The 24,325-nt window shown below is 49.5% G+C and carries 21 protein-coding genes; 11 read left to right on the top strand and 10 right to left on the bottom strand.

Annotated elements, in window-relative coordinates; all coding sequences use genetic code 11:
* Positions 1 to 24: 24 nt before the first annotated feature.
* Positions 25 to 1,053 carry a uroporphyrinogen decarboxylase gene (gene hemE / locus PsW74_RS27165; RefSeq protein WP_057463211.1) on the bottom strand — a complete coding sequence of 343 codons (1,029 nt, stop codon included), beginning with the start codon at positions 1,051 to 1,053 and terminating at the stop codon, positions 25 to 27.
* A 427-nt stretch (positions 1,054 to 1,480) separates the two neighbouring features.
* Between hemE and PsW74_RS27160 the strand changes: the two genes are divergently transcribed.
* The 5 genes from PsW74_RS27160 to dnaQ all read left to right on the top strand — a co-directional run bounded on the left by PsW74_RS27160 (position 1,481) and on the right by dnaQ (position 5,127).
* Complete coding sequence (locus PsW74_RS27160) at positions 1,481 to 2,329, top strand: pyruvate, water dikinase regulatory protein (protein WP_082596851.1); 849 nt, start codon at positions 1,481 to 1,483, stop codon at positions 2,327 to 2,329.
* Between the two features lie 61 nt (positions 2,330 to 2,390).
* Complete coding sequence (locus PsW74_RS27155; RefSeq protein WP_063286228.1) at positions 2,391 to 2,987, top strand: Maf family protein; 597 nt, start codon at positions 2,391 to 2,393, stop codon at positions 2,985 to 2,987.
* On the top strand, positions 2,984 to 3,817 hold the full coding sequence (locus PsW74_RS27150; protein WP_063286229.1) for a shikimate dehydrogenase: 834 nt from the start codon (positions 2,984 to 2,986) through the stop codon (positions 3,815 to 3,817). The genes PsW74_RS27155 and PsW74_RS27150 overlap by 4 nt, the downstream gene beginning before the upstream one ends.
* Entirely contained in the window at positions 3,818 to 4,417 is a 600-nt protein-coding gene (gene coaE, locus PsW74_RS27145) for a dephospho-CoA kinase (protein WP_063286230.1), read from the top strand.
* Between the two features lie 2 nt (positions 4,418 to 4,419).
* A complete protein-coding gene (dnaQ, locus tag PsW74_RS27140) occupies positions 4,420 to 5,127 on the top strand; it encodes a DNA polymerase III subunit epsilon (RefSeq protein ID WP_063286231.1) in 708 nt (235 codons plus the stop codon).
* 48 nt (positions 5,128 to 5,175) lie between these two features.
* Here dnaQ and PsW74_RS27135 read toward each other — a convergent pair whose 3' ends face one another.
* Complete coding sequence (locus tag PsW74_RS27135; protein WP_057463206.1) at positions 5,176 to 6,162, bottom strand: D-glycerate dehydrogenase; 987 nt, start codon at positions 6,160 to 6,162, stop codon at positions 5,176 to 5,178.
* A 249-nt stretch (positions 6,163 to 6,411) separates the two neighbouring features.
* On the opposite strand from PsW74_RS27135, the gene PsW74_RS27130 reads away from it, so the two are divergent.
* Complete coding sequence (locus tag PsW74_RS27130; RefSeq protein ID WP_063286232.1) at positions 6,412 to 6,960, top strand: SH3 domain-containing protein; 549 nt, start codon at positions 6,412 to 6,414, stop codon at positions 6,958 to 6,960.
* Positions 6,961 to 7,045: 85 nt separating this feature from the next.
* Here the strand turns inward: PsW74_RS27130 and fabI are convergent, their stop codons facing one another.
* From fabI to fabA, 3 genes are all read right to left on the bottom strand, one after another.
* Positions 7,046 to 7,873, bottom strand: a complete 828-nt coding sequence (gene fabI, locus PsW74_RS27125; protein WP_057463204.1) for an enoyl-ACP reductase FabI — start codon at positions 7,871 to 7,873, stop codon at positions 7,046 to 7,048.
* A gap of 55 nt (positions 7,874 to 7,928) precedes the next feature.
* The gene (fabB, locus tag PsW74_RS27120; protein WP_063286233.1) at positions 7,929 to 9,146 is read right to left on the bottom strand and encodes a beta-ketoacyl-ACP synthase I; all 1,218 of its coding nucleotides are present in this window, start codon (positions 9,144 to 9,146) and stop codon (positions 7,929 to 7,931) included.
* Between the two features lie 94 nt (positions 9,147 to 9,240).
* Positions 9,241 to 9,756, bottom strand: a complete 516-nt coding sequence (gene fabA, locus PsW74_RS27115; RefSeq protein WP_063286234.1) for a 3-hydroxyacyl-[acyl-carrier-protein] dehydratase FabA — start codon at positions 9,754 to 9,756, stop codon at positions 9,241 to 9,243.
* A gap of 373 nt (positions 9,757 to 10,129) precedes the next feature.
* Between fabA and irrA the strand changes: the two genes are divergently transcribed.
* Positions 10,130 to 10,561, top strand: coding sequence for an iron response transcriptional regulator IrrA (gene irrA / locus PsW74_RS27110; RefSeq protein WP_057463201.1), 432 nt, complete (start codon positions 10,130 to 10,132; stop codon positions 10,559 to 10,561).
* A 16-nt stretch (positions 10,562 to 10,577) separates the two neighbouring features.
* On the opposite strand, the gene nth is transcribed toward irrA, so the two are convergent.
* Entirely contained in the window at positions 10,578 to 11,297 is a 720-nt protein-coding gene (nth, locus tag PsW74_RS27105) for an endonuclease III (RefSeq protein ID WP_063286235.1), read from the bottom strand.
* Positions 11,298 to 11,397: 100 nt separating this feature from the next.
* On the opposite strand from nth, the gene PsW74_RS27100 reads away from it, so the two are divergent.
* Together PsW74_RS27100 and PsW74_RS27095 are read left to right on the top strand one after the other, a co-directional pair.
* Positions 11,398 to 11,907 (top strand): DUF2244 domain-containing protein, encoded by a 510-nt coding sequence (locus tag PsW74_RS27100; protein WP_208988185.1) that lies wholly within the window; start codon positions 11,398 to 11,400, stop codon positions 11,905 to 11,907.
* Between the two features lie 107 nt (positions 11,908 to 12,014).
* Positions 12,015 to 12,926, top strand: coding sequence for a bifunctional helix-turn-helix domain-containing protein/methylated-DNA--[protein]-cysteine S-methyltransferase (locus PsW74_RS27095; protein ID WP_063286236.1), 912 nt, complete (start codon positions 12,015 to 12,017; stop codon positions 12,924 to 12,926).
* An 80-nt stretch (positions 12,927 to 13,006) separates the two neighbouring features.
* On the opposite strand, the gene trpB is transcribed toward PsW74_RS27095, so the two are convergent.
* On the bottom strand, positions 13,007 to 14,221 hold the full coding sequence (gene trpB / locus PsW74_RS27090; RefSeq protein WP_057463198.1) for a tryptophan synthase subunit beta: 1,215 nt from the start codon (positions 14,219 to 14,221) through the stop codon (positions 13,007 to 13,009).
* 15 nt (positions 14,222 to 14,236) lie between these two features.
* Positions 14,237 to 14,953 (bottom strand): phosphoribosylanthranilate isomerase, encoded by a 717-nt coding sequence (locus tag PsW74_RS27085; protein ID WP_063286237.1) that lies wholly within the window; start codon positions 14,951 to 14,953, stop codon positions 14,237 to 14,239.
* A gap of 41 nt (positions 14,954 to 14,994) precedes the next feature.
* On the opposite strand from PsW74_RS27085, the gene PsW74_RS29540 reads away from it, so the two are divergent.
* A complete protein-coding gene (locus PsW74_RS29540; protein ID WP_208986373.1) occupies positions 14,995 to 15,342 on the top strand; it encodes an SH3 domain-containing protein in 348 nt (115 codons plus the stop codon).
* Between the two features lie 35 nt (positions 15,343 to 15,377).
* On the opposite strand, the gene PsW74_RS27075 is transcribed toward PsW74_RS29540, so the two are convergent.
* Together PsW74_RS27075 and PsW74_RS27070 are read right to left on the bottom strand one after the other, a co-directional pair.
* Positions 15,378 to 18,674 carry a hypothetical protein gene (locus PsW74_RS27075; protein ID WP_063286238.1) on the bottom strand — a complete coding sequence of 1,099 codons (3,297 nt, stop codon included), beginning with the start codon at positions 18,672 to 18,674 and terminating at the stop codon, positions 15,378 to 15,380.
* A gap of 251 nt (positions 18,675 to 18,925) precedes the next feature.
* Positions 18,926 to 21,208, bottom strand: a complete 2,283-nt coding sequence (locus PsW74_RS27070) for an NADP-dependent malic enzyme (protein WP_057463194.1) — start codon at positions 21,206 to 21,208, stop codon at positions 18,926 to 18,928.
* A gap of 140 nt (positions 21,209 to 21,348) precedes the next feature.
* Here PsW74_RS27070 and mutS point away from each other — a divergent pair, with 140 nt between their 5' ends.
* Entirely contained in the window at positions 21,349 to 24,087 is a 2,739-nt protein-coding gene (gene mutS, locus PsW74_RS27065) for a DNA mismatch repair protein MutS (RefSeq protein ID WP_063286239.1), read from the top strand.
* Positions 24,088 to 24,325 lie beyond the last annotated feature (238 nt).

Raw genomic sequence — 24,325 nt, 5'->3', positions numbered from 1 at the left:
CCTTATCTAATTTGCAGTGTCTGCTTACAGGCCTTTAACCCGCTTCACCATCTCAGCAACATGTTCTGGCGGAGTTTGCGGAACAACGCCATGACCAAGGTTAAAGATGTGCGGACCATTACCCAAAACTTCGAGAGCGTGATCTATTCCAGTTTCCAGCGCACGTCCACCAGCAACAAGGCGCATTGGATCCATATTGCCCTGTACAGGAACAATTTTCTGAATTTCCTGCGCCACTTCTGCCGGAACAGTCCAGTCCAGACCAACTGCATCAACGCCAGTGGCTTCAACATAGCGCTTCAAGCGAGCAGCTGATGCTTTCGGGAAACCAATGATCTTCGCGTTTGGACGCTGAGCTTTCACACCATCAACGATCTTGCGGGTCGGACCAACAGACCACTGCTCAAAACCGATGTCATCCAGAACACCTGCCCAGGTGTCGAAGATCTGCAGTGCATCTGCACCACCATCAAACTGAGCCACCAGGTACGTGATCGAAGCTTCAACCAGCTGATCAATGAAAGCAGTCAGAAGCTCAGGATCCTGATAGGAGCCGATACGAGCGGCAAACTGGTCCTGGGTGGTATGACCAGCCACAGAATAGCAAGCGACCGTCCACGGAGCTCCGCAGAAGCCCAGAAGGGTGGTTTCAGTCGGCAACTCCGCTCTCAAACGCTCGACTGTGGCGATAACAGGAGCCAAGTGCTCCATCGTCCTAGCTTGATCAAGCTTATCAACGAGTTCTGTCGAAAGTGGTTCGAGAACTGGTCCTCGACCCTCCTCAAAATTTACAGGGTAGCCAAGCGCATCTGGAACAACGAAGATGTCAGAAAATAGGATGGCAGCATCAAAGCCATACCGGCGAATGGGTTGGAGAGTAACTTCTGTCGCAAGATCGGTATTGTAGCAGAAGTCGAGAAAATTCGGTGCTTGAGCTCGTACAGCTCTGTACTCAGGCAAATACCGTCCTGCCTGGCGCATCATCCAGATTGGTGGGCGCTCTAGTTTCTCGCCTGCTAAAACGCGCATTACCGCTCTTTCATGAGATTCCATAAATCGCCTCTTTTTCCCAAGCCTGCTTAAAAAGAATCTTCTTATTTGGAAGTTTCTATTTCTATTAGTGAGTGAATAGCAGGGATCAATTTAATTCCACAATTCCTAACTGAGAAAACCCTAATAGGAAAAGTCACAGATCAAAAACAAGCAAGACTCTCAACAAGAGTCGAAAACAAATTGTTTTTTCTAAAGATTCAATAGGTTACAATCTGGAAAATAACCACAGATCACAGTTTATCCCGTATGCTGTGCTGTGAATCTTTTGCGTGGGCAATGTGCAATCCCGCTTATCCAAGTCGTTTCGAAATCAGTATTCTCAAAATATGGAATTGTTGACGGATTAGGGTCAGCGGGCATTAATTTGAAAGCACAGTGAGATTTGGCTAGTTTTTCCAAGTCTCTTAGGAATGTTGAGGATGATACCTTGGGTAACCACTCTAACTACTTCCATTTACACATGGTTTCGGACTCAACAGGCGAAACTTTGATGACTATTGTGCGTGCTGCGACCGCGCAATATGAGAATATTCAGCCCATCGAGCATGTTTACCCGCTGATCCGGCATGACAAGCAGTTGAGTAGAGTCCTGGAAGAGATTGAATCTGCACCAGGAATTGTTCTCTACACCCTTGTGGAACAATCCTATGCCCGCCGTCTGGAGCGTAAATGTCAGGATTTAGGGCTGCCATGCGTTAATGTTCTCAAGCCTGTCTATCAGGTCTTCCATAGCTATCTGAACGTCACAGAAACGTGGCGTGTGGGCGGACAGCACGTGATGGATGAGGAATACTTCCAGCGCATGGAAGCGATGAACTACACCATGCTGCATGATGATGGCCAAATCGCTGGGGCTTTGGACGAAGCAGACGTTATTCTCGTCGGCATCAGTCGAACCTCTAAGACGCCAACCTCTATCTATCTGGCAAATAGAGGTATTAAGGCGGCTAACATCCCGCTCATTCCCAATATGCGCCCTCCCCGTCAGCTCCTGAAAGCCAAAAGACCTCTCGTGGTCGGCCTGATGGCTACGGCCGAACGTATTCGGGATATCCGCCAGAACCGCATTTTGTCGCTGGATGCCAAAACAGACAACGACACCTACGTTGATCGCAAATCAATTGCTCAGGAGATTGCGATGTCGAAACGGTTGTGTGCTGAAAATGGTTGGCCGCTCATCGATGTAACGCGTCGCTCTATCGAAGAAACAGCAGCCGAGATCATGGATTTGCTCCGAAAACATAAAAATGAGCAAAAAGAGACAGAAGAATATTGAGAAGCATCGCGCTTTATCCCAATAAACAGCACAAGAAATCCTCAGATTGAGAAAGCAGAGTATGACTCGACTGATTTTAGCGAGCGGAAGTAAAATTCGCGCGACTCTCTTAGAAAATGCAGGCTTAATTTTTGATCGTATTCCAGCAAATGTTGATGAGCGACAGATAGAAGAGCCATTACTTTCCACTGGTGTGGATCCAGAAGTGATTGCAGCTAAATTATCCGTTGCGAAAGCGAAAGAAGTTTCCGCCCGAAATCATGGTGCTTACGTCGTTGGCGCTGATCAGATCCTGGCATTCGAAGGGAAGCGCCTCGTTAAGCCAGAAGATCTGAACGCAGCCCTCAAGCAACTCATGAGCTTTTCTGGCAAAAGTCACGCGCTTCATTCTGCGGCATGTGTTGTTAAAGACGGTGAAGTTGTCTGGGAAGGTATTTCGACGGCAATTCTGAATGTGCGTGAGTTATCAGAAGATTTTCTGGATTGGTACATTGAGCGAACCGGGTCCGAAATTCTCTCCAGCGTTGGTGCGTATCAGCTGGAAGCCGAAGGCGTACAGCTCTTTGATAAGATTGAGGGTGATTACTTTACAGTGTTGGGCCTGCCTCTCCTGAGCCTCCTCTCATTCTTGCGCGAGATTGAGGTTTTGAAGAAATGAGGAATGCAGCTGTCACAGGACATCCAATTGGCCACTCAAAATCTCCTCTGATACATGGTTATTGGCTCAAGCAGCACGGCATAGAAGGCAGCTACATCGCACAGGATGTGCCTCCTGAGACTGCCGAAAGCTTTTACAGCACACTGGCCGAGCATGGGTTTGTTGGCTGTAACGTGACAATTCCAAACAAAGAGCATGCGTATAAATCTGCTGAGAAGTTGGATGATGCGGCCAAAATGATTGGGGCTGTGAACACGCTTTGGTTGGATGACGCAGGTGTTTTGAATGGCTCAAACACCGACGGTCTTGGCTTTCTGGGAAATCTCGACCAAATGCTGCCCAACTGGGATAACAACGGGAATAAAGCCGTTGTTCTGGGGGCTGGCGGCGCCTCCCGGGCGATTATTTGGGCGTTGCTGTCCAGAGGATACACAGAAGTGTATATCGCCAACAGAACACTAGAAAAAGCGCAGAAACTTGCAGATCATTTTGGCCCAAATACCATCGCAATTGAATGGGATAGTCTGGGGGAAAAGCTTGGAGAAGCGGATTTTCTGGTGAACACGACCTCTCTTGGTATGTCTGGACAACCAGAATTAAACATTGATCTTGATAACCTGTCGAAATCGGCAGTTGTGACGGATATAGTTTACTCTCCGTTACAAACCAAACTGCTTCGTGATGCTGCTCAGCGTGGCAATTCGACGGTTGATGGTCTGGGAATGCTACTTCACCAAGCTGTACCGGGTTTTGAAAAATGGTTTGGAGTTCGTCCGGAAGTCACCGACGAGCTTCGTGAGATGATCCTGAGAGAAATGGGACTTACCTGAATGGTTATTCTCGGTCTGACTGGCTCGATTGGAATGGGGAAATCAACCACCTCAAAGCTCTTTGCAGAGGCTGGAGCCGCTGTTTATGATGCAGATGCTGCGGTCCATGCACTTTACACTGGCAAAGCTGTTGAACCTGTTGGCAGCGCCTTTCCCGGCACTGCTAAAGATGGTCGGATTGACCGCGAAGCCCTCGGTAAAATCGTCCTCCACGACAAAGCAAAGATGATGCTTCTGGAAAGCCTCATCCACCCGCTCGTTCAGGAAGTTGAAACTGAGTTTCTGCATCAAGCAAAACTAGATCGTCGTAAGGTCGTTGTTCTCGACGTCCCTCTCCTCTTCGAGGTCGGCAAACACAAGGCCGTTGATGCAGTCGTCGTGGTTTCTGCACCATATGATGTGCAGCGTCAGCGTGTTCTTGAAAGACCAGGCATGACAGAAGAGAAATTTGAGGCTATCTACGCAAAACAGTTAAACGACGCAGAAAAACGCAAAAAAGCGCATTTTATTGTCAACACTGGCCGAGGCGTAGAGCCGGCCCGTCGTGCAGTGGGTGCCATTATGCGCGCTGTGTCTTCTATCGCTTCTAGAACGGTGTAATTATGCGCGAAATCTCCTTCGATACTGAAACCACAGGCCTGAATCCGCTTGATGGGGATAGGCTGGTTGAAATCGGCGGAGTGGAACTCATAAATTTCATTCCAACGGGCCGCACCTGCCATCTTTACGTCAACCCGCAACGAGATATGCCAGAAGAAGCGTTCCGCATTCACGGCCTCTCTGCTGAGTTCCTTTCAGACAAACCGCTGTTTGTCGATGTAGCTGACGAATTTCTTGATTTTGTTGGAGATTCACGTCTGGTTATTCACAACGCTCCATTCGATATGGGCTTCATCAACATGGAGCTTGGGCGTTGTAATAAACCAAAAATCCCAAATACGCAGGTGCTGGATACTCTAAAGCTCGCACGCAGAAAGTTCCCGACCGGATCAGTATCGCTGGATGCTTTGTGTTCGCGCTACAGCGTGGATAACACAAAGCGCGTATACCACGGCGCGTTGCTCGATGCGGAACTGCTGGCTGAAGTTTATCTGGAGATGAACGGCGGTAAGCAGAAAAATCTTGGTCTGGTGCCAGACGATGAAGCGATCGATCTGGATAAACTCAATGATGAGCCCAAAAAGCGCGTCGCAGCCAAGCAACGCCCAAACCCTCTCTCCCCTTCCCTGTCAGAGGAAGAAATTGAGGCACACGCCAAGTTCCTTGCTGGAATGAAGTCTGACCCTGCCTGGATCAAGTATCTGAAGTAGGTTCCAAATAAAAAGCGCTCCAGATTTCTGAAGCGCTTCAAACTGTTATCAGAGCATAGATGGCAAAACGCGATCCGGTGGACGATGCCCGTCCATAAAGGCTTTGATATTGATGATGACCTTCTCACCCATATCAATACGCCCTTCAATTGTTGCCGAACCCATGTGAGGCAACACAACCACCTTGTCGGATGCCACCAGCTTCGGGTTGATCGCAGGCTCGTGCTCAAACACGTCCAGCGCCGCCCCTGCAAGCTCACCTGACTCAATCTGACGGATCAGCGCGTTTTCATCCACGATCTCACCGCGAGCGGTGTTCACGATGTACGCATCAGGCTTCATCAGCTTCAAACGGCGTGCGGAAAGCAAGTGGTAGGTACCCGGCGTATGCGGACAATGGATGGAGACGACATCCATGCGCGCAAGCATCTGATCCAGGCTCTCCCAGAAAGTAGCTTCCAACTGCTCTTCAAGCTCCAGAGGCTCGCGAATTCGATTGTGGTAATGGATAGACATACCAAACGCTTTTGCGCGTCTGGCGACCGCCTGACCGATCCTGCCCATACCGATAATACCCAGCCGCTTGCCCCAGATACGACGACCAAGCATCCAGGTTGGAGACCAGCCGTCCCATTCCTTGTTCTCAATCTTCTTCATGCCTTCAGAAAGACGACGCGGAACGGCGAGAATAAGCGCCATGGTCATGTCTGCGGTGTCTTCGGTCATCACACCAGCAGTATTGGTAACTGCAATACCGCGATTGTTGGCAGAGATAACGTCGATATTGTCGACGCCGTTACCAAAGTTGGCAATCATTTTCAGATTAGGGCCAGCCTGAGCCAAAACCGAAGCGTCAATGCGGTCTGTAACAGTGGGGACAAGAACATCAGCAATTTTGACGGCTTCCACAAGCTCTGCCTGTGTGAACGGCTTATCTTGCTCATTCAACCGTGTGTCGAAAAGCTCGCGCATGCGTGTTTCAACAACATCCGGCAGTTTCCGCGTCACAACCACAATAGGCTTCTTTTTTGGCATCGTCCCCGCCTTCTGTCAAAAATTCGAAGTTTTTTAACCCTGCCCTAATCACCATATGAGTCAATGACTCAAAGGTCTTACAGGCTGTCAAAGTTTCATTACCAAATGTTCCGGTGAAAACAAGACTTGTCAAACACGTCTACATCTAATAGCAGCCACTATCGGAAATCGCGAGATCTAAGGTATGATACTTGTGTCTCGATTTTAGTGAAAATTACGGATTAGCCTACGGGAAGTTTTGGTATCACTATGAAAAATAAAAGCTTTCGTACTCTTAGTGCCCTTGCAGCTACTTTTCTATTATTCCTTTTTGTTTCCCCATTCGTAATCACCGCTCAGGCCCAGTCTGCAGGTTCTGGTGTATCTGGTCTTCCAGTTCCGCGTTTTGTCAGTCTTAAATCTGATAGAGTGAACGTTCGCAAAGGTCCAAGCAGAAACCACGACATTGGTTGGACTTTCGTTCGCAGCAGGCTGCCGGTTGAAGTCATTCAGGAATATGACGACTGGCGCCGCATTCGCGATTGGGAAGGCAAAGACGGTTGGGTTTTCAAAACCTTGTTGACTGGCTACCGCTCTGCACTGGTGACGCCTTGGCTAGAAAATACCGTTGAAACCACCCCTCTTCGTAAGCGGCCTGGCCCGAATGAAGAGATCATCGCGTTTCTTGAGCCTTTGGTCCTTGCTGGTGTTGTCGAATGCACGGATGGTTACTGCCGCGTTTCCGGCAAAGATTTTGAAGGCTGGATTGATCAGAGCAGATTGTTTGGTGTTTATAAAAACGAGACAATCAATAATTGATCTCAGTTCCAACAACAGATTAAAGAAAAAGCCTCTGAGGAAACTTGGAGGCTTTTTGCTATTCACCTGAACAATCAAAAGGAATCTAGACAGTTTCCTTTTCTCGCATCAGCTTGTCGGCGGTCTTCAACTCTTTCATGCGTGGCATGGAAACGATGTTGTAACCAGAATCCACAAAGTGAACCTCACCTGTCACTCCACCAGACAACTCTGAGAGAAGGTAGAGACCAGAACCACCAAGCTGTTCGGTTGTAACAGTCTGCTTCAGCGGAGAGTTTGCCTGCTGGAAGTTGAACATCAAACGAGCGTCAGAGATACCTGCCCCAGCCAGCGTGCGAACAGGCCCTGCAGATATCGCATTCACACGGATGCCCTGCTCTCCAAAGTCCATAGCCAGATAGCGCACAGATGCCTCTAGTGCAGCCTTGGCAACGCCCATGACGTTATAGTTTGGCATCACGCTGGTCGCGCCACCATACGTCAGCGTCAGTATGGAACCGCCGTTCGGCATCAAGTCAGCCGCTCGCTTTGCAATCTCTGTGAAGGAGAAACAGGAGATCTGCATGGTGCGGGCAAAATTATCACGGGAAGTGTCTGCATAACGGCCACGCAGTTCAGACTTGTCAGAAAACGCGATCGCGTGCACGAGGAAATCAATGCTCCCCCATTTTTCTTGGAGCTGAGCGAAAACCTTGTCCACGCTATCAATGTCTTCCACATCACATGGAAGAAGCATATCGCATCCAACACTGTCTGCCAGTGGTTTTACGCGTCGGGCGAAGGCGTCACCTTGATAGGTAAACGCCATTTCTGCACCCTGTTCTGCAAGAGTTTTGGCTATGCTCCAGGCAATGCTGTGGTCATTGGCAACGCCCATAATCAGACCACGCTTGCCTTGCATAAGCTTGCTCATAGAAAACTCCTTTAATCAAAAGTTAAAGGAGCTGAGCAAGCTCAGAACCTCAAACTCAGTCTTTGTATCGCTTAAACACGACGGTCGCGTTGGTGCCGCCAAATCCAAAGCCGTTTGAAAGAACGCAATTCAATTCTGCATTATCTACGCGTTCTCTTACGATTGGCATATCCTCAAAATCCGGATCCAATTCTTCAATATGAGCAGAAGCCGCAATGAAGTTGCCTTCCATCATAAGCAAAGAGTAGATCGCTTCATGAACGCCGGCAGCACCCAAAGAGTGACCAGAAAGCGCTTTAGTCGCAGAAATTGGCGGAACCTTGTCGCCGAACACAGCGCGGATCGCTTCAATCTCTTTGATGTCACCAACAGGTGTAGAGGTTGCATGTGGATTGATGTAATCAATGTCACAATCAACGTCTTTAAGCGCAATCTTCATGCAGCGAGCAGCGCCTTCACCACTTGGTGCAACCATGTCATGGCCATCAGAAGTCTGACCGTAACCCACGATTTCCGCGTAGATTTTTGCACCGCGTGCTTTTGCATGCTCAAGTTCTTCAAGAACCAGCACACCGCCACCACCAGCAATAACAAAGCCATCACGGTTCTTGTCATATGGACGAGAAGCCGTAGACGGAGTGTCGTTGTACTTGGATGACATTGCGCCCATAGCATCAAACAGGTTGGAGAGTGTCCAGTCCAGTTCTTCGCCACCGCCAGCAAATACCACGTCTTGTTTACCCCATTGGATCAGCTCATAGGCATTACCAATACAGATATTGGTTGTCGCACAAGCTGCGGAAATGGAGTAGTTGACGCCGTGAATTTTAAATGGCGTTGCAAGCGTAGCAGAGTTCGTAGAGCTCATAGCTTTCGGAACAGCGGTCGGCCCGATGCGGCGTGGGCCTTTTTCACGGGTGATATCCGCAGCTTCAACGATCGCTTTAGTGGATGGTCCACCAGAACCCATGATCAGGCCAGTGCGGTCATTGGTAACCAGATCTTCGGAAAGACCGGCATCTTCAATGGCCTGCTCCATGGCAATGTAGTTCCATGCAGCGCCTTCACCCATAAAGCGAGAGGTACGACGGCCAAGTTTTTCCAATGGATCCAAGGTAGGTGCGCCATGAACCTGACAACGGAAGCCGAGCTTCTCGTAGTCTTCAGCTGCAACAATACCGGACTTACCTTCGTAAAGGCTTGCTTTCACTTCTTCAGCATTGTTGCCAAGAGGAGAAACAATACCCATACCAGTAACAACCACACGCCTCATCTAAGGTCTCCCGTGGGTTAAGCGGTCCAATCGGACCCAATTCCAAAAAAGGGTTCGTCATTCCACATGACAAACCCTCGCATAATTTGATTACTTATTTTGCTTCGTCTTGAAACAGACCAACGCGCAGGTCTTTCGCAACAAAAATAGTCTCGCCGTCAGCTTTTACCCAGCCATCAGCAATTGCCAGTTTCAGGCGGGAGCGCATAACGCGCTTCATATCAACACCGAATTCCAGCATTTTTACGTCAGGAGTAACCTGACCTGTGAATTTAACTTCACCGGTAGAAAGTGCACGACCACGACCTGGCTCGCCGAGCCAACCAAGATAGAAGCCAGTCATCTGCCACAGAGCGTCCAAACCAAGACAGCCAGGCATAACAGGATCGCCCTGGAAGTGACATTCGAAGAACCAGAGATCTGGATTAATGTCGAATTCAGAACGAATTACGCCTTTGCCGTACTCGCCGCCGTCCTCAGAAATTTCGGTGACGCGATCAAACATCAGCATAGGAGGAAGTGGCAGCTGTGCATTGCCTTGGCCAAACAGCTCACCGCGACCACAGGCCAGCAGAGCTTCTTTATCGTAGCTTGAACGCTTCTCGTGCATTCTATTCCCGCATAATTTGTCGTTTGTTTGAGGCCAGAAAAACGTAGGGTTCACCTTACCTAAACGTAACGATGGTTCTAAGTATTAACTGTTCGGGCCTTCCTAGCACACGAGCCCGAATATCGAAAGAGCGATGTATGTGAGTTTGCGTGTGCTCAATGTACGCAGTTGTGTTAAACTTATACTATTCTTATTATTGTTATAAGCAGTCCGGTTAATCCTGCTTGGTTTTAGCTTGATGTATCAAGGGTTATGCTCCCTTATATTGAGAGTGCTTGGGTGCAGGTCAATAGGTTGCTTTTAATCTAATGCTGGTAGAATTGGTGCGTAGGTGTTAAAACATCAGCACCCTAAAGAACTAAAGTAGGAAAAAATGAGCTCGCAGATTGCTAACGAACATCAAGATGTAACAGGGATGCTAAGAGACGCAGGTCTGCGCCCTACACGTCAGCGCGTGGCACTGGCTGAGCTTCTTTATTCTCAGGGTAATCGCCACATCTCGGCGGAAGTCCTTCACGAAGAAGCTATCCTTGCGAATGTGCCCGTCTCTCTGGCGACAGTTTACAACACACTTCATCAGTTCACTGAAGTTGGTTTGCTGCGTGAAGTTGCTGTTGAAGGAACAAAGACTTACTTCGACACCAACACTTCTGAGCATCACCATTTCTTCCTGGAAGATGAGAACCGTGTAATCGATATTCCAGACAGTGGCCTGACATTAGACAACTTGCCAGTCCCACCTGAAGGAATGGAAATTTCCCGCGTGGAAGTGGTTGTTCGTCTCCGTAAAAAGCAGATGCATTAAGAGCCTCTGCTTTTACTTAGGCAACTTCCTTCAAGATTTTCTCTTTGCTTTTGCAAAGATCATAGATGATGCAGCGATCGCACGCCGGCTTGCGCGCCTTACAGATGTAACGGCCATGTAGGATCAGCCAGTGGTGTGCGTGTTGCATAAAATCTTGCGGAATTATCTTTTCCAGTTTCAACTCAACATCCAGCGGTGTTTTGCCGGGGGCAAGCCCTAACCTGTTTGCAATCCTGAAGAGATGCGTGTCTACCGCAATTGTGGGCTGCCCAAAAGCAATATTCAGCACCACATTTGCTGTTTTACGGCCAACACCCGGCAAAGCTTCCAGCTCCTCACGGGTTTGCGGAACCTGCCCACCATGATGCTCAATCAGCATTTGAGAGAGCAAAAACGTGTTCTTTGCTTTGTTTTTATAGAGCCCGATTGTGCGGATCTCTTCACGGATCTTATCTTCTCCAAGAGCAACCATTTTCTCTGGCGTATCTGCAATCTGGAAGAGATGTTTTGTCGCTTTGTTCACTCCGGCATCTGTTGCTTGAGCGGAAAGCACAACAGCAACCAGCAGCGTGAACTCGTTGGAATGATTAAGCTCCCCTTCCGGTTCTGGATTGTCTTTTTCAAATGCCGCAAAGATTTCGTAGATCTCGGCTTTAGAATACCTTGATCTGGAAACCGGCTTTTTGCGTGTACTGGAAGAAGATGCAACCTTCTTTGTTTTGGTAGCGTCAACCATAGGACTCTCGAAGGAAATAAGTGACTTTGCGTAGGCTATGAAAGCTCTATACTCTTAAGCGATAAAGAGTAGCAATGAAACAGAGTGCGAAATAGCACCAATGCCCCATGATCTTCAAAAGCGGGAGCCTTATCCCCCTTTCTTTCAGGCTGTTCTAACCCCGCACCGCTCGCTGTCCCGCCGGGGCGTGAACATCGTTCTTTGGTGCGCTGGCTTGATTGCTGGCTTTTATTCGCTCGTGCTTGTTCTGATGGGATTATGGCCTGCACCTATCCTCCTATCATTACCTATTCTCTTTCTCTGGCTCGCGTTCAGGCACAACTTTGCGACGGCTGAAACCTATGAGGAAATCAGCGTTTCCCCGCTTGAGGTCAGATTGAAACACGTCACGTACAAAGGCGACGTGCAGGAGTATGTGCTCAATCCGTTTCACATGAAACTCCATATCGAACGGGATGATGATGTTGGAGTTACGCGCATTTTGGTGCGTTCTGATCAACTTTTCCTCATTGTTGGTGCGTTTTTGAACCCGGATGACCGGACAAGTTTCGCCTCTGCGTTTTCTCAGGCAATCCACTCCGCACGCAATCGTGGGTTTGATCACGCCTAAGCCTGAAATACTCTGTTCCCATGTACTCGCGTTTCGGGTGGCTCTCAGGCTGAGGATCATTTAGATTCCACTCAATGAGAAACGAAATCTAAGAGCCGTGAATCAAGATGTTTAATGCAGCCAATCTCGCAAATGGCACGTTTGTAGAAGACAGTTCTGCTCTTGAGGACTATCGTGTCGTCCAGAAAACTCTTCAAGGCATCTCCGAGAATTGGAGGGAACAACCCTCCCTTGAAGAGCTTGCCTACAGCGTCGGCCTTCAGCCAATTCAGCTTCAGCGGGTGTTTTCAAGGTGGGCAGGCATTACTCCTAAACAGTTCCTGCAAGCCATCACCATCGATCACGCACGCGCTCTTTTACAAGATTCCGCTAGCATTCTGGAAGCCTCGCTCGAAGTTGGCCTCTCAGGCCCTGCCCGTTTGCATGACTTGTTTGTAACCCATGAGGCGATGACGCCCGGCGACTACAAACGGCGTGGTGCAGGCGTAAAGATCAGTTGGGGCTTTCACCCCTGCCCGTTTGGGATCGTCCTGCTGATGGTAACAGAGCGTGGTCTGGCAGGTCTTGCTTTTGCCGATGCCGGCGAAGAGGCAAAAGCACTTGCTGACATGAGCGAGCGCTGGCCAGCTGCTGAGTTTGAAGAGAACCAGCAACTCACCGCTCCTTACGTCTCCCGCATCTTCGAACCAAATAAATGGAAGGAAGATCAGCCGCTTCGTGTTGTCTTCATTGGTACGGACTTTGAAATCCGCGTTTGGCAAACACTTCTGAAAATTCCTTTAGGCAAGGCTACCACATATTCGGAGATCGCGAATAACCTCGGCAATCCCAAAGCCTCTCGTGCTGTTGGAACAGCCGTTGGAAAGAACCCGCTGTCCTTCGTCGTTCCGTGTCACCGCGTCCTCGGGGCAAAGGGCAATATGTGTGGTTACCATTGGGGTATCACTCGTAAGCGCGCCATTTTGGGCTGGGAAGCTGGCGTTTCCGGCGTTCTGGATGGTATTGCTGCCACGGGCTAATCGTTTCACGTCCGATTCAATCTCAGGCAACAAAAAAGGCGAGCACAAGGCCCGCCTTTTTCATTTGAAAATCAAATGACTTACAGGTCAAATCCAAGGATCTTGCCAACAGTGAAGACATCCTTGTCACCACGACCACAAAGGTTCATGACGATCACTTTGTCTTTGTCCATCTTCGGCGCCATCTTGATCACCTGAGCAAGCGCATGGCTTGGCTCCAGAGCTGGAATGATACCTTCAACGCGGGTCAGCATCTGGAATGCATCCAGAGCTTCCTCATCGGTCGCAGGCACGTAGTTCACACGGCCTGTATCTTTCAGCCAGGAGTGCTCAGGGCCGATACCAGGATAATCCAGACCTGCTGACACGGAATGTCCTTCAAGGATCTGTCCGTCATCATCCTGCAGCAAATAGGTGCGGTTACCATGCAGTACACCCGGCTTACCTGCGTTCAGCGAGGCACAGTGTTCTTCACCCTGAAGGCCTTTGCCACCAGCTTCAACGCCGTAAATCTCAACGGATGGATCATCAAGGAACGGGTGGAACAGACCAATCGCGTTAGAGCCACCACCAACTGCAGCAACGAGAGCATCTGGCAATTTGCCTTCTGCTTTCATCAGCTGTTCTTTGGTCTCTTCCCCAATCACAGACTGGAAATCACGAACCATCTCTGGATAAGGATGCGGGCCAGCAGCTGTACCGATCAGGTAATACGTGTCATCCACGTTGGTTACCCAGTCACGTAGCGCTTCATTCATCGCGTCCTTAAGTGTACCAGCACCCGCAGTAACGGGAACAATTTCAGCCCCCAGAAGCTTCATGCGGAACACGTTTGGTTTCTGACGCTCAACGTCAGTTGCGCCCATGTAAACAACGCATGGCAAACCAAAGCGCGCACAAACTGTTGCGGTCGCAACACCATGTTGACCAGCACCGGTTTCAGCAATGATACGGGTTTTACCCATACGTTTAGCCAGCAGGATCTGACCAATACAGTTGTTGATCTTGTGGGACCCTGTGTGGTTCAGCTCATCGCGCTTAAAGTAAATCTTCGCGCCGCCCAGCTCTTCTGTCAGGCGTTCAGCGAAATAAAGCGCAGATGGGCGACCAGTATAGTGGGTGTTCAGGTTTTCCAGCTCTGCCGCATATGCTGGGTCAGCCTTCGCGTCACTGTAAGCCTTTTCCAGATCCAGGATCAAAGGCATGAGCGTTTCAGCTACGAAACGACCTCCAAAATCACCAAAGTGGCCGCGATCATCCGGACCGGAACGCAATGTGTTGGCTTGCTGGTTCATTAATTCTTCCCAAATTCACTCGGCAACGCTGCGCGCTTCACGCACAAAAGCCTCAATCAACTCGATGTCTTTAACGCCCTTCTCGCGTTCGACGCCGGATGAAACATCGACATCACTCACTCCGGAGATTGCCAAAGCTTCGCGGACGTTTTCAGGGCTTAAGCCGCCAGAAAGCATGATAGGCTTTCCAAGTTCTAGGCCTTGTAGCAGTTTCCAGTCAAAGCTGACACCATTTCCTCCCGGAATATCGGAATTTTTTGGTGGCTTTGCATCAAGAAGAAATCGATCTACATGCGGAACATAGGGCGCAAGTGCCTCCACGTCTTCTGCAGATGAAATCCCACAGGCTTTCATCACAGGCAGACCAAAAATCTCCCGAATTTCGGCACAGCGCTCAGGGCTTTCACTCCCGTGCAGCTGCAAAACATCTGGTGAGATAGTGTCGACAATTTCCTTCAGGCCTGCATCATCCATATTCACAGTAAGCGCAACAATCTGCGTTTTGCCGCGCACATGGTCTGCCAGCTCTTTGGCTTTAGCCATCGGAACATAACGCGGACTTTTCGGAAAAAAGACAAATCCGATCATATCGACTTGTTCTTTCGTAACCGCGTCCGCAGTTTCCTTCGTAGAGATGCCGCAGATTTTTATCATAGCGGAAGAGACCATATTTGCACCGTGTTCAAGCAATACCAGAATGACCGTTAGACCAAAAATATCGGGGTTTGTCACCCTGTTCTGGTCATTTATGGAACCTGAACTGGACGGGACCAATGAGAAAATCTGGAGTTTATTGCGGTCATCTGATGACCCTTGGTATATGTGGAGCACTCGTTGCTTTTGCAAGCAGCTCCCCAGCACAGACAGTCTACCAGCACCAACCAAAAGTGCCCATCGGGTTTGATCAGGCATGTGCAGGCACTTATGCAGTTAAGCCATTGAAGTCAGGCGTGCTTAACCTTCGTACCGGCCCCGGAACCAATTACAACGTCATTGGCCGCCTTATCCCAAATCAAGCAATCAACATCGCCGATTGCAAAGGCAACTGGCTAGGCATCCGCGACGCCCAAACCTCCGAGCAAATCGGTTGGGTCTACAAAGGCTACATGCGGCGCGTCTGACCGACGCACTCACTCCTCCTTGTCAGCTTCTCAACTCATCTCCTTGGTTGAGAAGCTCCCTTGGTGGCATCAGCGTTCACATCCCCATCAAAGTGCATAATTGTGATTGCTTCATCCTTGTGTTGCTTAGCTTTCAGTCTAACATATTCTTCTAGTTCAACTTTTCTCGCCGTGGGGGATTTACTATCCACTTCAAACCACTCACCTTCAGTATTCCTTCGAAGAGCAATAAAATGAGCTCCTGCTCCTACAATCAATCGATCTACGGCGCCGTCTTTCGTAAGGTCTGTGACTTTCTTCACATTAGCTTGAAGGTCTGCTTCTGAGTTAGGCTTATCAAGATGGGTATCCTTTAGGTTAGGCACTCCGAGTTGTTGTTGTTTTGATTTTATTATGGCCATACCAGTATGAGGATCTGCTCCACGTTCTCGAATATAGTCTTCAGGTGTCATTCCCTCGTAGAGCAACTCGAATTGCTTTTTTGCGGATTTAAGGAAAAAGCCATCAGCGTCTTCTGAAATCTGACGGCGCATCTCTTCGATTGTTAAGCCAGGATAATACTCGCGTACTTCCCCAAAAGTTATGATATCGGACTGGTTTTTGTAACCTTCACAGGTATTTTGTAAAAGAGCATCTTCCATGTCTTGCGGAGATACTGCTCCAAAACCCAAACACGCATTAAGAGCATGCTTCAGACAAAACTTACCGTCTTGTTCCTCGCAGTAGAGTTCTGGATTAGGGCCGCTAGGCGTTTTGCGAGAGTCGACGTTGTTCAGAATGCCCGGGGCTGCATGCTTGTAAGGTACAAGAATATACTTCTTTTCCGACATTATTTCTTGAACTTCACGCATTAAGCCAGCAACTTGCTCAAGGAGAGCCTCTGCTTCTGCCATGTTACCTGATCTAATTGAACGTTCAATCATCGGTATCAATTCTGAACTCAACAGTTGGCAATTCTCAAAAACTGGGATTTTGTCTTCATTAGGTATGCTTGCTTTCAACCCCTTCAAGGATTTTGCCCATTTTTTGGCCTCAGCGATATTTGGAGTAGTGATGGGTTCTGGTTCAGCGCGCTTTTCTTCTTGTGCCGGTCCCAGCTGCTGCTTTACACAGGCCTGAAGGTTTTTGCTGACATCTTGAAGTTGCTGCAGAGTATCTCGGGCAGCTTTTGTGTCATTGTTTTCCAGGTACAATTCAATCTGACTAACCATCTGATCAGAAAGCATTTTATAGGTTGCAATTTCATCCAGGATTTTTGGATCTGAAATCGTGGATTCATTCGCTACCGAGACTGCAATCACATTTTTTAACTGTTTCAGTTGATCAGTTAAGGCCTGTTTTGCTCCATCATCACTAGTTTTTTGAGCACCCTGCGTTTTGGGGTGTTGTTGAGGAGTATTATTCAGATCAAGGATTTCCTGGGCTCTTTGATAGAGCTGATCAATCAAGGGTAAGCGTTGCTCAGAGTATTCGATACGACCGTCACGTCTTGAAGAAAGCATAACGCCTACATCTCGGATTGTTTTGTCTGCTTGCTCAATCATCGAGACAAATTGTGCCATTAGCTGCTGGTCAGTGATCGATGCCTGTTGCTGCTTCAGACGCTTTTCCCTCTTTCTTGCTTCTTTCAATGCGTTGCGAATAGAGCTAGCTCTTTGCCTTGTTTCTTCTAAAAGACGTTCTTCATTAAGCTGAGCTTCTTGGTGCGAAGCTATGGGATCTGATTGACTAGGTGAGGCAGTTTGATCGTGAGGCGATGGTTGCTGCTCTGACGCCTGCAAATCGGGAGAACCTTGAGCGGATTCTAAGAAGAACCGCATTGAGTTGATTGCATCCTCACAAGTAGCAAGTTTGCCTCGTGCTTCCTGAAGTTTCCGATCCGCTACATACTGCTTGCCTTCGGTGATATAGGTCTGCGCCGCACTGTTATACTGAGCAAAGCTGCTGGCAAGAGCAGCATCTTTGATCTCGGACCCAGACCTCAAAAGCTCGTTGAGATTTTCTTGAGCCACATCCAAAGATCCTGTGCAATCGGAAAGAGCTTTATTTAGCGCATTTTGAGCTGCATTCTTCGAAGCTGAGTTTGGCCGCGACCGTCTTCCTGTCGGTTGATTAGTTGCTTGTTTTTTTGCAGCTTCTTTTGTGCTGACCACGCAATCTATCAATGCTTCAGTTAAGGTCTTAAGTGTAGCTAAATTGGCTGCAATATCTTCCTCAGAGGAACGTCCATGCCCTTCAATCAGATCCTCTGTCTCTGCAAGTAAGTTGATCGCGACTTGATAGTTCTTTTCAAAATCCCGTTTGAGAGTTTTATCAGGAACTTCATTTACCTGCTGATAGCAAGATTGGATTTCAATCCGTGTCGTTTTCAATTGTTTGCTAAGACTCGGATCAACGGGAACAAATTTGACGTAACTCTCTGCTTTTTCAACTAGGTTATTAAGGACTTTCAACTCAGCCTGACAGGCATCAAATTCATGTCGTTTAAGTAAGCCCTCAACCTGCTTAATTTGCCCTTTTGCTTGCTTTGAAGAATCCGTGAACGCTTTCTGCTCCTGAGGGGATTTAATGGTTTTGCGAAGCCCATTGACTCCTGAAAGCCGAGCATTTGCATCCTTTAGAGCGGCTTTGATACTTTCCGAATCGCGAACAGTTTGCTTCTGTATTTCAAGTACTTGCTGCACACCTTGCAATTGCGCTTCAGCATCAAAAAGTCGCTGATCAGCACCATCTGCATCTCTATTTTTTACCAAACTGGTGACGAATGTCATTGTTGAAGCAGCTTGTTTGAAGAGTTGATCGAACAAGGTTTTCTGATCTTTAGAGACCAGTATCTTCCTCTCAGCTTTGTAGCCTTTCAACTTTGCAGAAAACTCCGCTACTCGTTGTTGTACAGCGAGTAGAGGATCAACGCGTGTAGCTGCTTTATCAGCAGTTTGCTTGCCATCTACACCGTTTTTCTGCTGCTCTGAAGCCCTGCTCTTCCCTACTAAAATTCCAACACCATCAACAAGTGCTGCTATGTCATCCAGTGTGCTATCCGCATCAAGAAAATTGCCAGTTTGCGATAGATAGTCTGCATTCTTCATGCGACTTTGAGTTTGCTCGCAAAGACTATCAAATGTTTGCATTTGAGCGTCTGTTTGGAGAGTGGGTTTTAGCGCCTTGTAGCTCTTAAGTTCTGCTTTGTATTGAGCAGAACGACTTTTGCAGTGAGCCTCAATCGAAGCAGGAGTGGGGTCGCCGTCATATGCATCGAACGGCCATGAGTTTTGCTTGTAAACCTTCTGCGCCCATTGGTACTCAGTAACTTCGAGCGTACCCTTAACCATAGATCGACTCCCAACTTTCCCAGGCCCTTAAGGCTATCAATGTTGAGGCCAACAATATCTATAAATACGGACCCAATTCGCATGCATTTAGATAGCAAGGTGAAGAGAGGTTTGAGACTGTTTGGCCATTTTTGAGAGATCTGTAATTAATATAATTTCTTTCAGATAGAAGTGTAGTTTCATCAGAGGCTTAGGGAATAAAAAAGCGCCGCAGAAGCGACGCTTTTCCTGATCTCACAATTCCGTCAGACCTAAGTGATGTTGTAGGCCGCAATCGCTGCCATATTGAAGATCTCGCTATCCTTGGCACCCATCGGTACAATCTGAACCGGCTTGTCCATGCCAACCAGCAGTGGGCCAATAAGTGTTGATCCGCCAAGCTCTTCCAACAATTTCGTTGCGATGGAAGCGGAGTGGAATGCAGGCATAATAAGCACGTTTGCAGGTCCATTCAGGCGGCAGAACGGATAAGCCGCCATCTTCTCCATGTTAAGTGCAATATCTGCACCCATCTCACCATCATACTCAAAGTCTACCCGGCGACGATCAAGGATCTTAACGGCTTCCTGAAGACGTTCAGTCCGCTCACCTTTCGGGTGACCAAATGTAGAGTACGCCAGCATAGCAACGCGTGGTTCAGAACCAAGACGGCGGGCAACATGCGCTGCTTCCTCCGCAATATCCGCCAGTTCCTCTGAGGTCGGCATGTCATGAACAGCCGTATCAGCCACAAGAACGGTTTTGCCCGGTGTCACAACAAGCGAAACGCCAATCACGCGATGCCCCGGTTTAGTATCGATACAGCGGCTGACGGTTTCCAGCGCAACAGAATAGTTTCGTGTTGTTCCCGTTACAACGCCATCAGCATCGCCACGCGCAACCATAATGGACGCCCAGTAGTTACGGTCATTGTTGACGAGACGCTGACAATCACGTTGCAGATAGCCCTTACGCTGCAGGCGAGAGTACAGATATTCTGCGTAATCCGCATTGCGGGTGGAGGATCGCGCACTTTCAAGGCGAATGCCCGGGCGGTTTACATCAATACCGGCAGATGTCGCATTGGCGCGGATCTCATCTTCACGGCCAACAAGAATCGCTTCACCCAACCCTTGCGCAACAAAGGCAGAAGCTGCGCGAATAACCGCTGGCTCTTCCCCTTCTGCAAACACAATCCGCTTCGGGTTTTGGCGCACTTTGGAGATGATCCGCTGCAAAGTACCGGCAATCGGGTCACGACGACCCTGTAGCTGCGCACCATAAGCATCCATGTCCACGATTGGGCGACGTGCCACGCCGCTATCCATGGCAGCTTGTGCAACTGCTTGAGGAATGCGGGAAATCAGACGAGGATCAAACGGAACCGGAATGATGTATTCGGGACCGAAACGAGGACGGCTGCCACGATAAGCTGCTGCCACTTCATCAGGAACATCTTCACGAGCCAGTTCTGCAAGCGCTCGAGCGCAGGCAACTTTCATCTCATCATTAATGGTTGTTGCATGAACGTCCAACGCACCGCGGAAGATATACGGGAACCCGAGAACGTTGTTCACCTGGTTCGGGTAGTCAGAACGACCTGTTGCAACAATCGCATCTGGGCGAACTTCCTTGGCTTCTTCCGGCGTAATCTCAGGATCCGGATTCGCCATCGCAAAGATAATTGGGTCCGGCGCCATGGTCTTCACCATGTCAGGTGTCAAAGCGCCCTTCACGGAAACTCCGAAGAACACATCTGCACCATCTAGTGCGTCTTCAAGGGTGCGCTTGTCAGTCTTCACAGCATGCGCACTCTTCCACTGGTTCATTCCAGCTTCACGGCCCTGATAAATCACGCCTTTTGTATCGCAGAGAAGCACATTCTCATGCGGAACACCCATCGCTTTAACAAGCTCGATACAAGCAATGCCAGCCGCGCCCGCGCCATTACAGACCACTTTCACATCTTTGATGTCGCGATCTGTCATATGAACCGCGTTGATCAAGCCTGCAGCAGCGATAATAGCTGTGCCGTGCTGATCATCATGGAACACCGGAATATCCATGATCTCACGAAGACGCTGCTCGATGATAAAGCAATCCGGCGCTTTAATGTCTTCAAGGTTGATGCCACCGAAGGAAGGGCCGAGGTGCTTTACAGAGTCGATGAACTCCTCAACGTCGGAAGTGTCCACTTCAAGGTCAATGGAATCCACATCAGCAAAGCGCTTGAAGAGAACTGATTTGCCTTCCATCACTGGCTTGGAAGCCAATGCGCCAAGGTTTCCGAGGCCAAGAATAGCGGTACCGTTGGAGATAACCGCAACCATGTTGCCTTTGGTGGTGTAGTCGTATGCCTTGCTTGCGTCTTCTGCAATTGCCAGCACAGGAACAGCAACGCCAGGAGAATAGGCCAGGCTCAGGTCGCGCTGAGTGGCCATTGGCTTGGTTGGCGAGATTTCAAGCTTGCCCGGTTTGCCTTCGTTATGGAAGGCTAACGCGTCTTGGTCAGTAAAGCTGACCTGCGAGCTTGCTGTTTTATCAGTGGTTGGCATGCGAAAAATTCCTCACCCTCAAGCGCAGTGTTCTTTTCAAATATCACTGGACGACATTATCCCCGTAAAATCTCGTTCTCAAGCTGTGAACTAAACTGACACGGGTGAAACACATAGAACCATTTGCTAGTGTCTGCGCCATGACTACAGCAGATATTGAAAAGCCTTCCCCAGCAAAAGGCCGCGTCACACCCATGATGGCGCAATATATTGAGATTAAGACGGCAAATCCGGACAGTCTCCTGTTCTACCGAATGGGTGATTTCTACGAGCTGTTTTTTGAAGATGCAGAAGTTGCATCCCAATCTCTCGGAATTACGCTCACCAAACGCGGCAAGCATAATGGTGATGATATTCCCATGTGCGGCGTTCCTGTGCATGCCGCTGATGACTATCTGCAAAAACTGATCGGTCTTGGCCACCGCGTTTCTGTCTGTGAGCAGACGGAAAATCCGGCAGAAGCCAAAAAACGTGGCTCCAAATCTGTTGTTCGCCGCGATGTGGTGCGCTTGGTGACACCCGGCACGATCACGGAAGACCGCCTTCTGGATGCCAGACGAAACAACTTCCTTGCCTCGTTAGCGCGGGTCAAAGGCGGAAGCACGGCTGAGGGAAACCTCTATGGCCTCGCCTGGATTGATATGTCCACGGGCATGTTCCGCGTGGCTGAAAGTGACGATGTGCGCCTTGCTGCTGATCTGGCGCGCATTGATCCATCAGAATTAGTGCTTGCTGACGCACTTCTTCAGGAAACCGAGTTGCGAGCGACAGTCGAAGGACTTGGCGCTGCCCTTTCTCCTGTTCCTCGCACATTTTTTGATGGCGCAAACGCTCAGGATCGCCTCTCCACCTACTTTTCCGTGGGTACGCTGGACGGGTTCGCCAATTACACCCGTGCTGAACTGATCGCAGCCAGTGGCATTCTGGCTTACATCGACAAAACCCAGCTCGGCGAGCGCCCTCCTCTCGACCCACCGGTTAAAGAAGCCGCTGCAGGCCAGTTGCTGATTGATCCGGCAACCCGCGCCAACCTTGAGTTGACCCGAACCCTGTCCGGCGAGCGCCGAGGCAGCTTGCTGTCTGCCATTGATAAAACCGTGACCGGAGCGGGTTCTCGCCTGCTCGCCAGTCGCCTGTCAGGCCCCCTTACGGACCCGGAACAAATCCGTCATCGTCAGGACACCATTGCGTTTTTTGCGTCCGACACCATGCAGCGTGAGGATATCCGCAGCCTGTTGAAATCCGCACCGGATATGTCTCGTGCACTGTCCCGTCTTGCAGTGGATCGTGGTGGTCCTCGTGATTTGCAGTCCATCGCGTCTGCAATGAAATCTGCGCGAGAAATTGCAGGTTTGCTGGCCTCTGGCGGTGCCTTCCCTCAGGAAGTTGGCTTTGCCGTGCAAAAGTTGGAGCAAGCACCGCATGCGCTGGGTGAAAAGCTTAGCGTCGCGATTGCAGAAGAACCGCCACTTCTCAAGCGAGATGGCGGTTTTATTGCTCCTGACTATCATCCAGACCTCGATGAGCTCAAAGCCCTTCGCGATCAGAGCCGAAAAGTCATCGCACAGATGCAGGCGGATCTGGCTGAAGAGCTTGGCATCCGCTCACTGAAGATCAAGCACAACAACGTGCTTGGCTGGTTCATGGAAGCGCCGACCGCGCAGTGTGATCCGATGAAGGATGACCCTGCTCGCTTCATTCACCGTCAGTCTATGGCTGGCGCCATGCGCTTCACGACCACTGATCTTGCTGATCTGGAAAGCAAAATCGCAAGCGCAGGAGAACGCGCCCTTGCGATTGAACTGGAAATCTTCAACGAGCTGACCAAAGCTGTTGTTGAGGCTGGTGGCCTGATTAAAGCTGCGGCTGAAGCTCTTGCTGTCCTTGATGTTTCAACCTCTCTCGCGGTTTTGGCGGAAGCGGAAAACTACATCCGTCCAATCGTTGATGGTTCGCTCGCCTTCACAATTGAAGGTGGCCGCCACCCGGTGGTGGAGCAAGCTCTTCGCAAATCTGGCGAACCATTTGTGGCAAACAACGCCAACCTCGGCCCGCAGGGAAGCTATGAAAACGGCCAGATCTGGCTGATCACTGGTCCTAACATGGCCGGTAAATCAACCTTCCTGCGCCAGAATGCATTGATCGCAGTGCTGGCTCAAATGGGTAGTTTCGTTCCTGCAACGACTGCCCACATTGGCATTGTCGATCGCTTGTTCTCTCGTGTTGGCGCGGCTGATGACCTTGCCAGAGGCCGCTCAACCTTCATGGTTGAGATGGTGGAAACGGCTGCTATTCTCAATCAGGCCACGGACCGCTCTCTGGTTATTTTGGATGAAATCGGACGCGGAACGGCGACCTTTGACGGTCTTTCCATTGCATGGGCTGCCATTGAGCATCTGCACGAAACCAACCGCTCTCGTTCGCTCTTCGCGACGCACTATCATGAAATCACGGCGCTTTCGCAGCGCTTGGAGCGTCTCAACAATGCGACCGTGCGTGTGAAAGAGTGGAAAGGCGATGTTGTCTTCCTTCACGAAATCGTCGAAGGCGCTGCTGATCGTTCCTATGGTATTCAGGTCGCAAAACTGGCTGGTCTGCCGAAGACTGTTGTCAGCCGCGCGCAAAAGATCCTGACGCAGCTGGAAGAGCAAGACACCAACAAGCCTGCTGAAACGCTTTTGGATGATCTGCCGCTCTTTGCATCCTTCTCGCAACCACTTGAAACCATTCCGGAGCCGGAAGTGCAAGAGGAAGCCTTTGTTTCCAATGAGCTTGTTGAACTGCTGGAGACCTTTGATCCTGATGATATGACACCGCGTCAGGCCCAGGAAGCGCTCTATGCTCTCAAGCAAAAGCACAAACAGCTCAGCTCAAACTGAGCTGAGTACTGAAAGCACAAACAGTTTTAGCACCGCTGGAGATTTCCGGCGGTGTTTTCATGTGAAACCCGAAAGTCGGGATGAGCAAGGCGGCAGGCAATGCCTGCGCTATTTATTAGTAATGAGTCTTCGGCATCAGCTACACGCCTTGTCCGGGCTTTTTATAATGAACAACATCGCCTCTTTTGCCTATAAGGCACGATAGCCGGTTTCCCGGAAAGAAAGTGGCTTATCCAGA

This window comes from Pseudovibrio sp. W74 (assembly GCF_001623085.1).
In the GTDB taxonomy this organism is placed as follows: domain Bacteria; phylum Pseudomonadota; class Alphaproteobacteria; order Rhizobiales; family Stappiaceae; genus Pseudovibrio.
The sequence above is the reverse complement of the archived record's forward strand: the minus strand, read 5'-3'. Positions and strand labels throughout refer to the sequence as shown.

What these genes read in the sequence shown, in the direction of transcription:
- hemE (WP_057463211.1), bottom strand. Translation starts at nt 1,053, where the DNA reads ATGGAATCTCATGAAAGAGCGGTAATGCGCGTTTTAGCAGGCGAGAAA.
- PsW74_RS27155 (WP_063286228.1), top strand. Translation starts at nt 2,391, where the DNA reads ATGACTCGACTGATTTTAGCGAGCGGAAGTAAAATTCGCGCGACTCTC.
- PsW74_RS27150 (WP_063286229.1), top strand. Translation starts at nt 2,984, where the DNA reads ATGAGGAATGCAGCTGTCACAGGACATCCAATTGGCCACTCAAAATCT.
- coaE (WP_063286230.1), top strand. Translation starts at nt 3,818, where the DNA reads ATGGTTATTCTCGGTCTGACTGGCTCGATTGGAATGGGGAAATCAACC.
- dnaQ (WP_063286231.1), top strand. Translation starts at nt 4,420, where the DNA reads ATGCGCGAAATCTCCTTCGATACTGAAACCACAGGCCTGAATCCGCTT.
- PsW74_RS27135 (WP_057463206.1), bottom strand. Translation starts at nt 6,162, where the DNA reads ATGCCAAAAAAGAAGCCTATTGTGGTTGTGACGCGGAAACTGCCGGAT.
- PsW74_RS27130 (WP_063286232.1), top strand. Translation starts at nt 6,412, where the DNA reads ATGAAAAATAAAAGCTTTCGTACTCTTAGTGCCCTTGCAGCTACTTTT.
- fabI (WP_057463204.1), bottom strand. Translation starts at nt 7,873, where the DNA reads ATGAGCAAGCTTATGCAAGGCAAGCGTGGTCTGATTATGGGCGTTGCC.
- fabB (WP_063286233.1), bottom strand. Translation starts at nt 9,146, where the DNA reads ATGAGGCGTGTGGTTGTTACTGGTATGGGTATTGTTTCTCCTCTTGGC.
- fabA (WP_063286234.1), bottom strand. Translation starts at nt 9,756, where the DNA reads ATGCACGAGAAGCGTTCAAGCTACGATAAAGAAGCTCTGCTGGCCTGT.
- irrA (WP_057463201.1), top strand. Translation starts at nt 10,130, where the DNA reads ATGAGCTCGCAGATTGCTAACGAACATCAAGATGTAACAGGGATGCTA.
- nth (WP_063286235.1), bottom strand. Translation starts at nt 11,297, where the DNA reads ATGGTTGACGCTACCAAAACAAAGAAGGTTGCATCTTCTTCCAGTACA.
- PsW74_RS27100 (WP_208988185.1), top strand. Translation starts at nt 11,398, where the DNA reads ATGCCCCATGATCTTCAAAAGCGGGAGCCTTATCCCCCTTTCTTTCAG.
- PsW74_RS27095 (WP_063286236.1), top strand. Translation starts at nt 12,015, where the DNA reads ATGTTTAATGCAGCCAATCTCGCAAATGGCACGTTTGTAGAAGACAGT.
- trpB (WP_057463198.1), bottom strand. Translation starts at nt 14,221, where the DNA reads ATGAACCAGCAAGCCAACACATTGCGTTCCGGTCCGGATGATCGCGGC.
- PsW74_RS29540 (WP_208986373.1), top strand. Translation starts at nt 14,995, where the DNA reads ATGAGAAAATCTGGAGTTTATTGCGGTCATCTGATGACCCTTGGTATA.
- PsW74_RS27075 (WP_063286238.1), bottom strand. Translation starts at nt 18,674, where the DNA reads ATGGTTAAGGGTACGCTCGAAGTTACTGAGTACCAATGGGCGCAGAAG.
- PsW74_RS27070 (WP_057463194.1), bottom strand. Translation starts at nt 21,208, where the DNA reads ATGCCAACCACTGATAAAACAGCAAGCTCGCAGGTCAGCTTTACTGAC.
- mutS (WP_063286239.1), top strand. Translation starts at nt 21,349, where the DNA reads ATGACTACAGCAGATATTGAAAAGCCTTCCCCAGCAAAAGGCCGCGTC.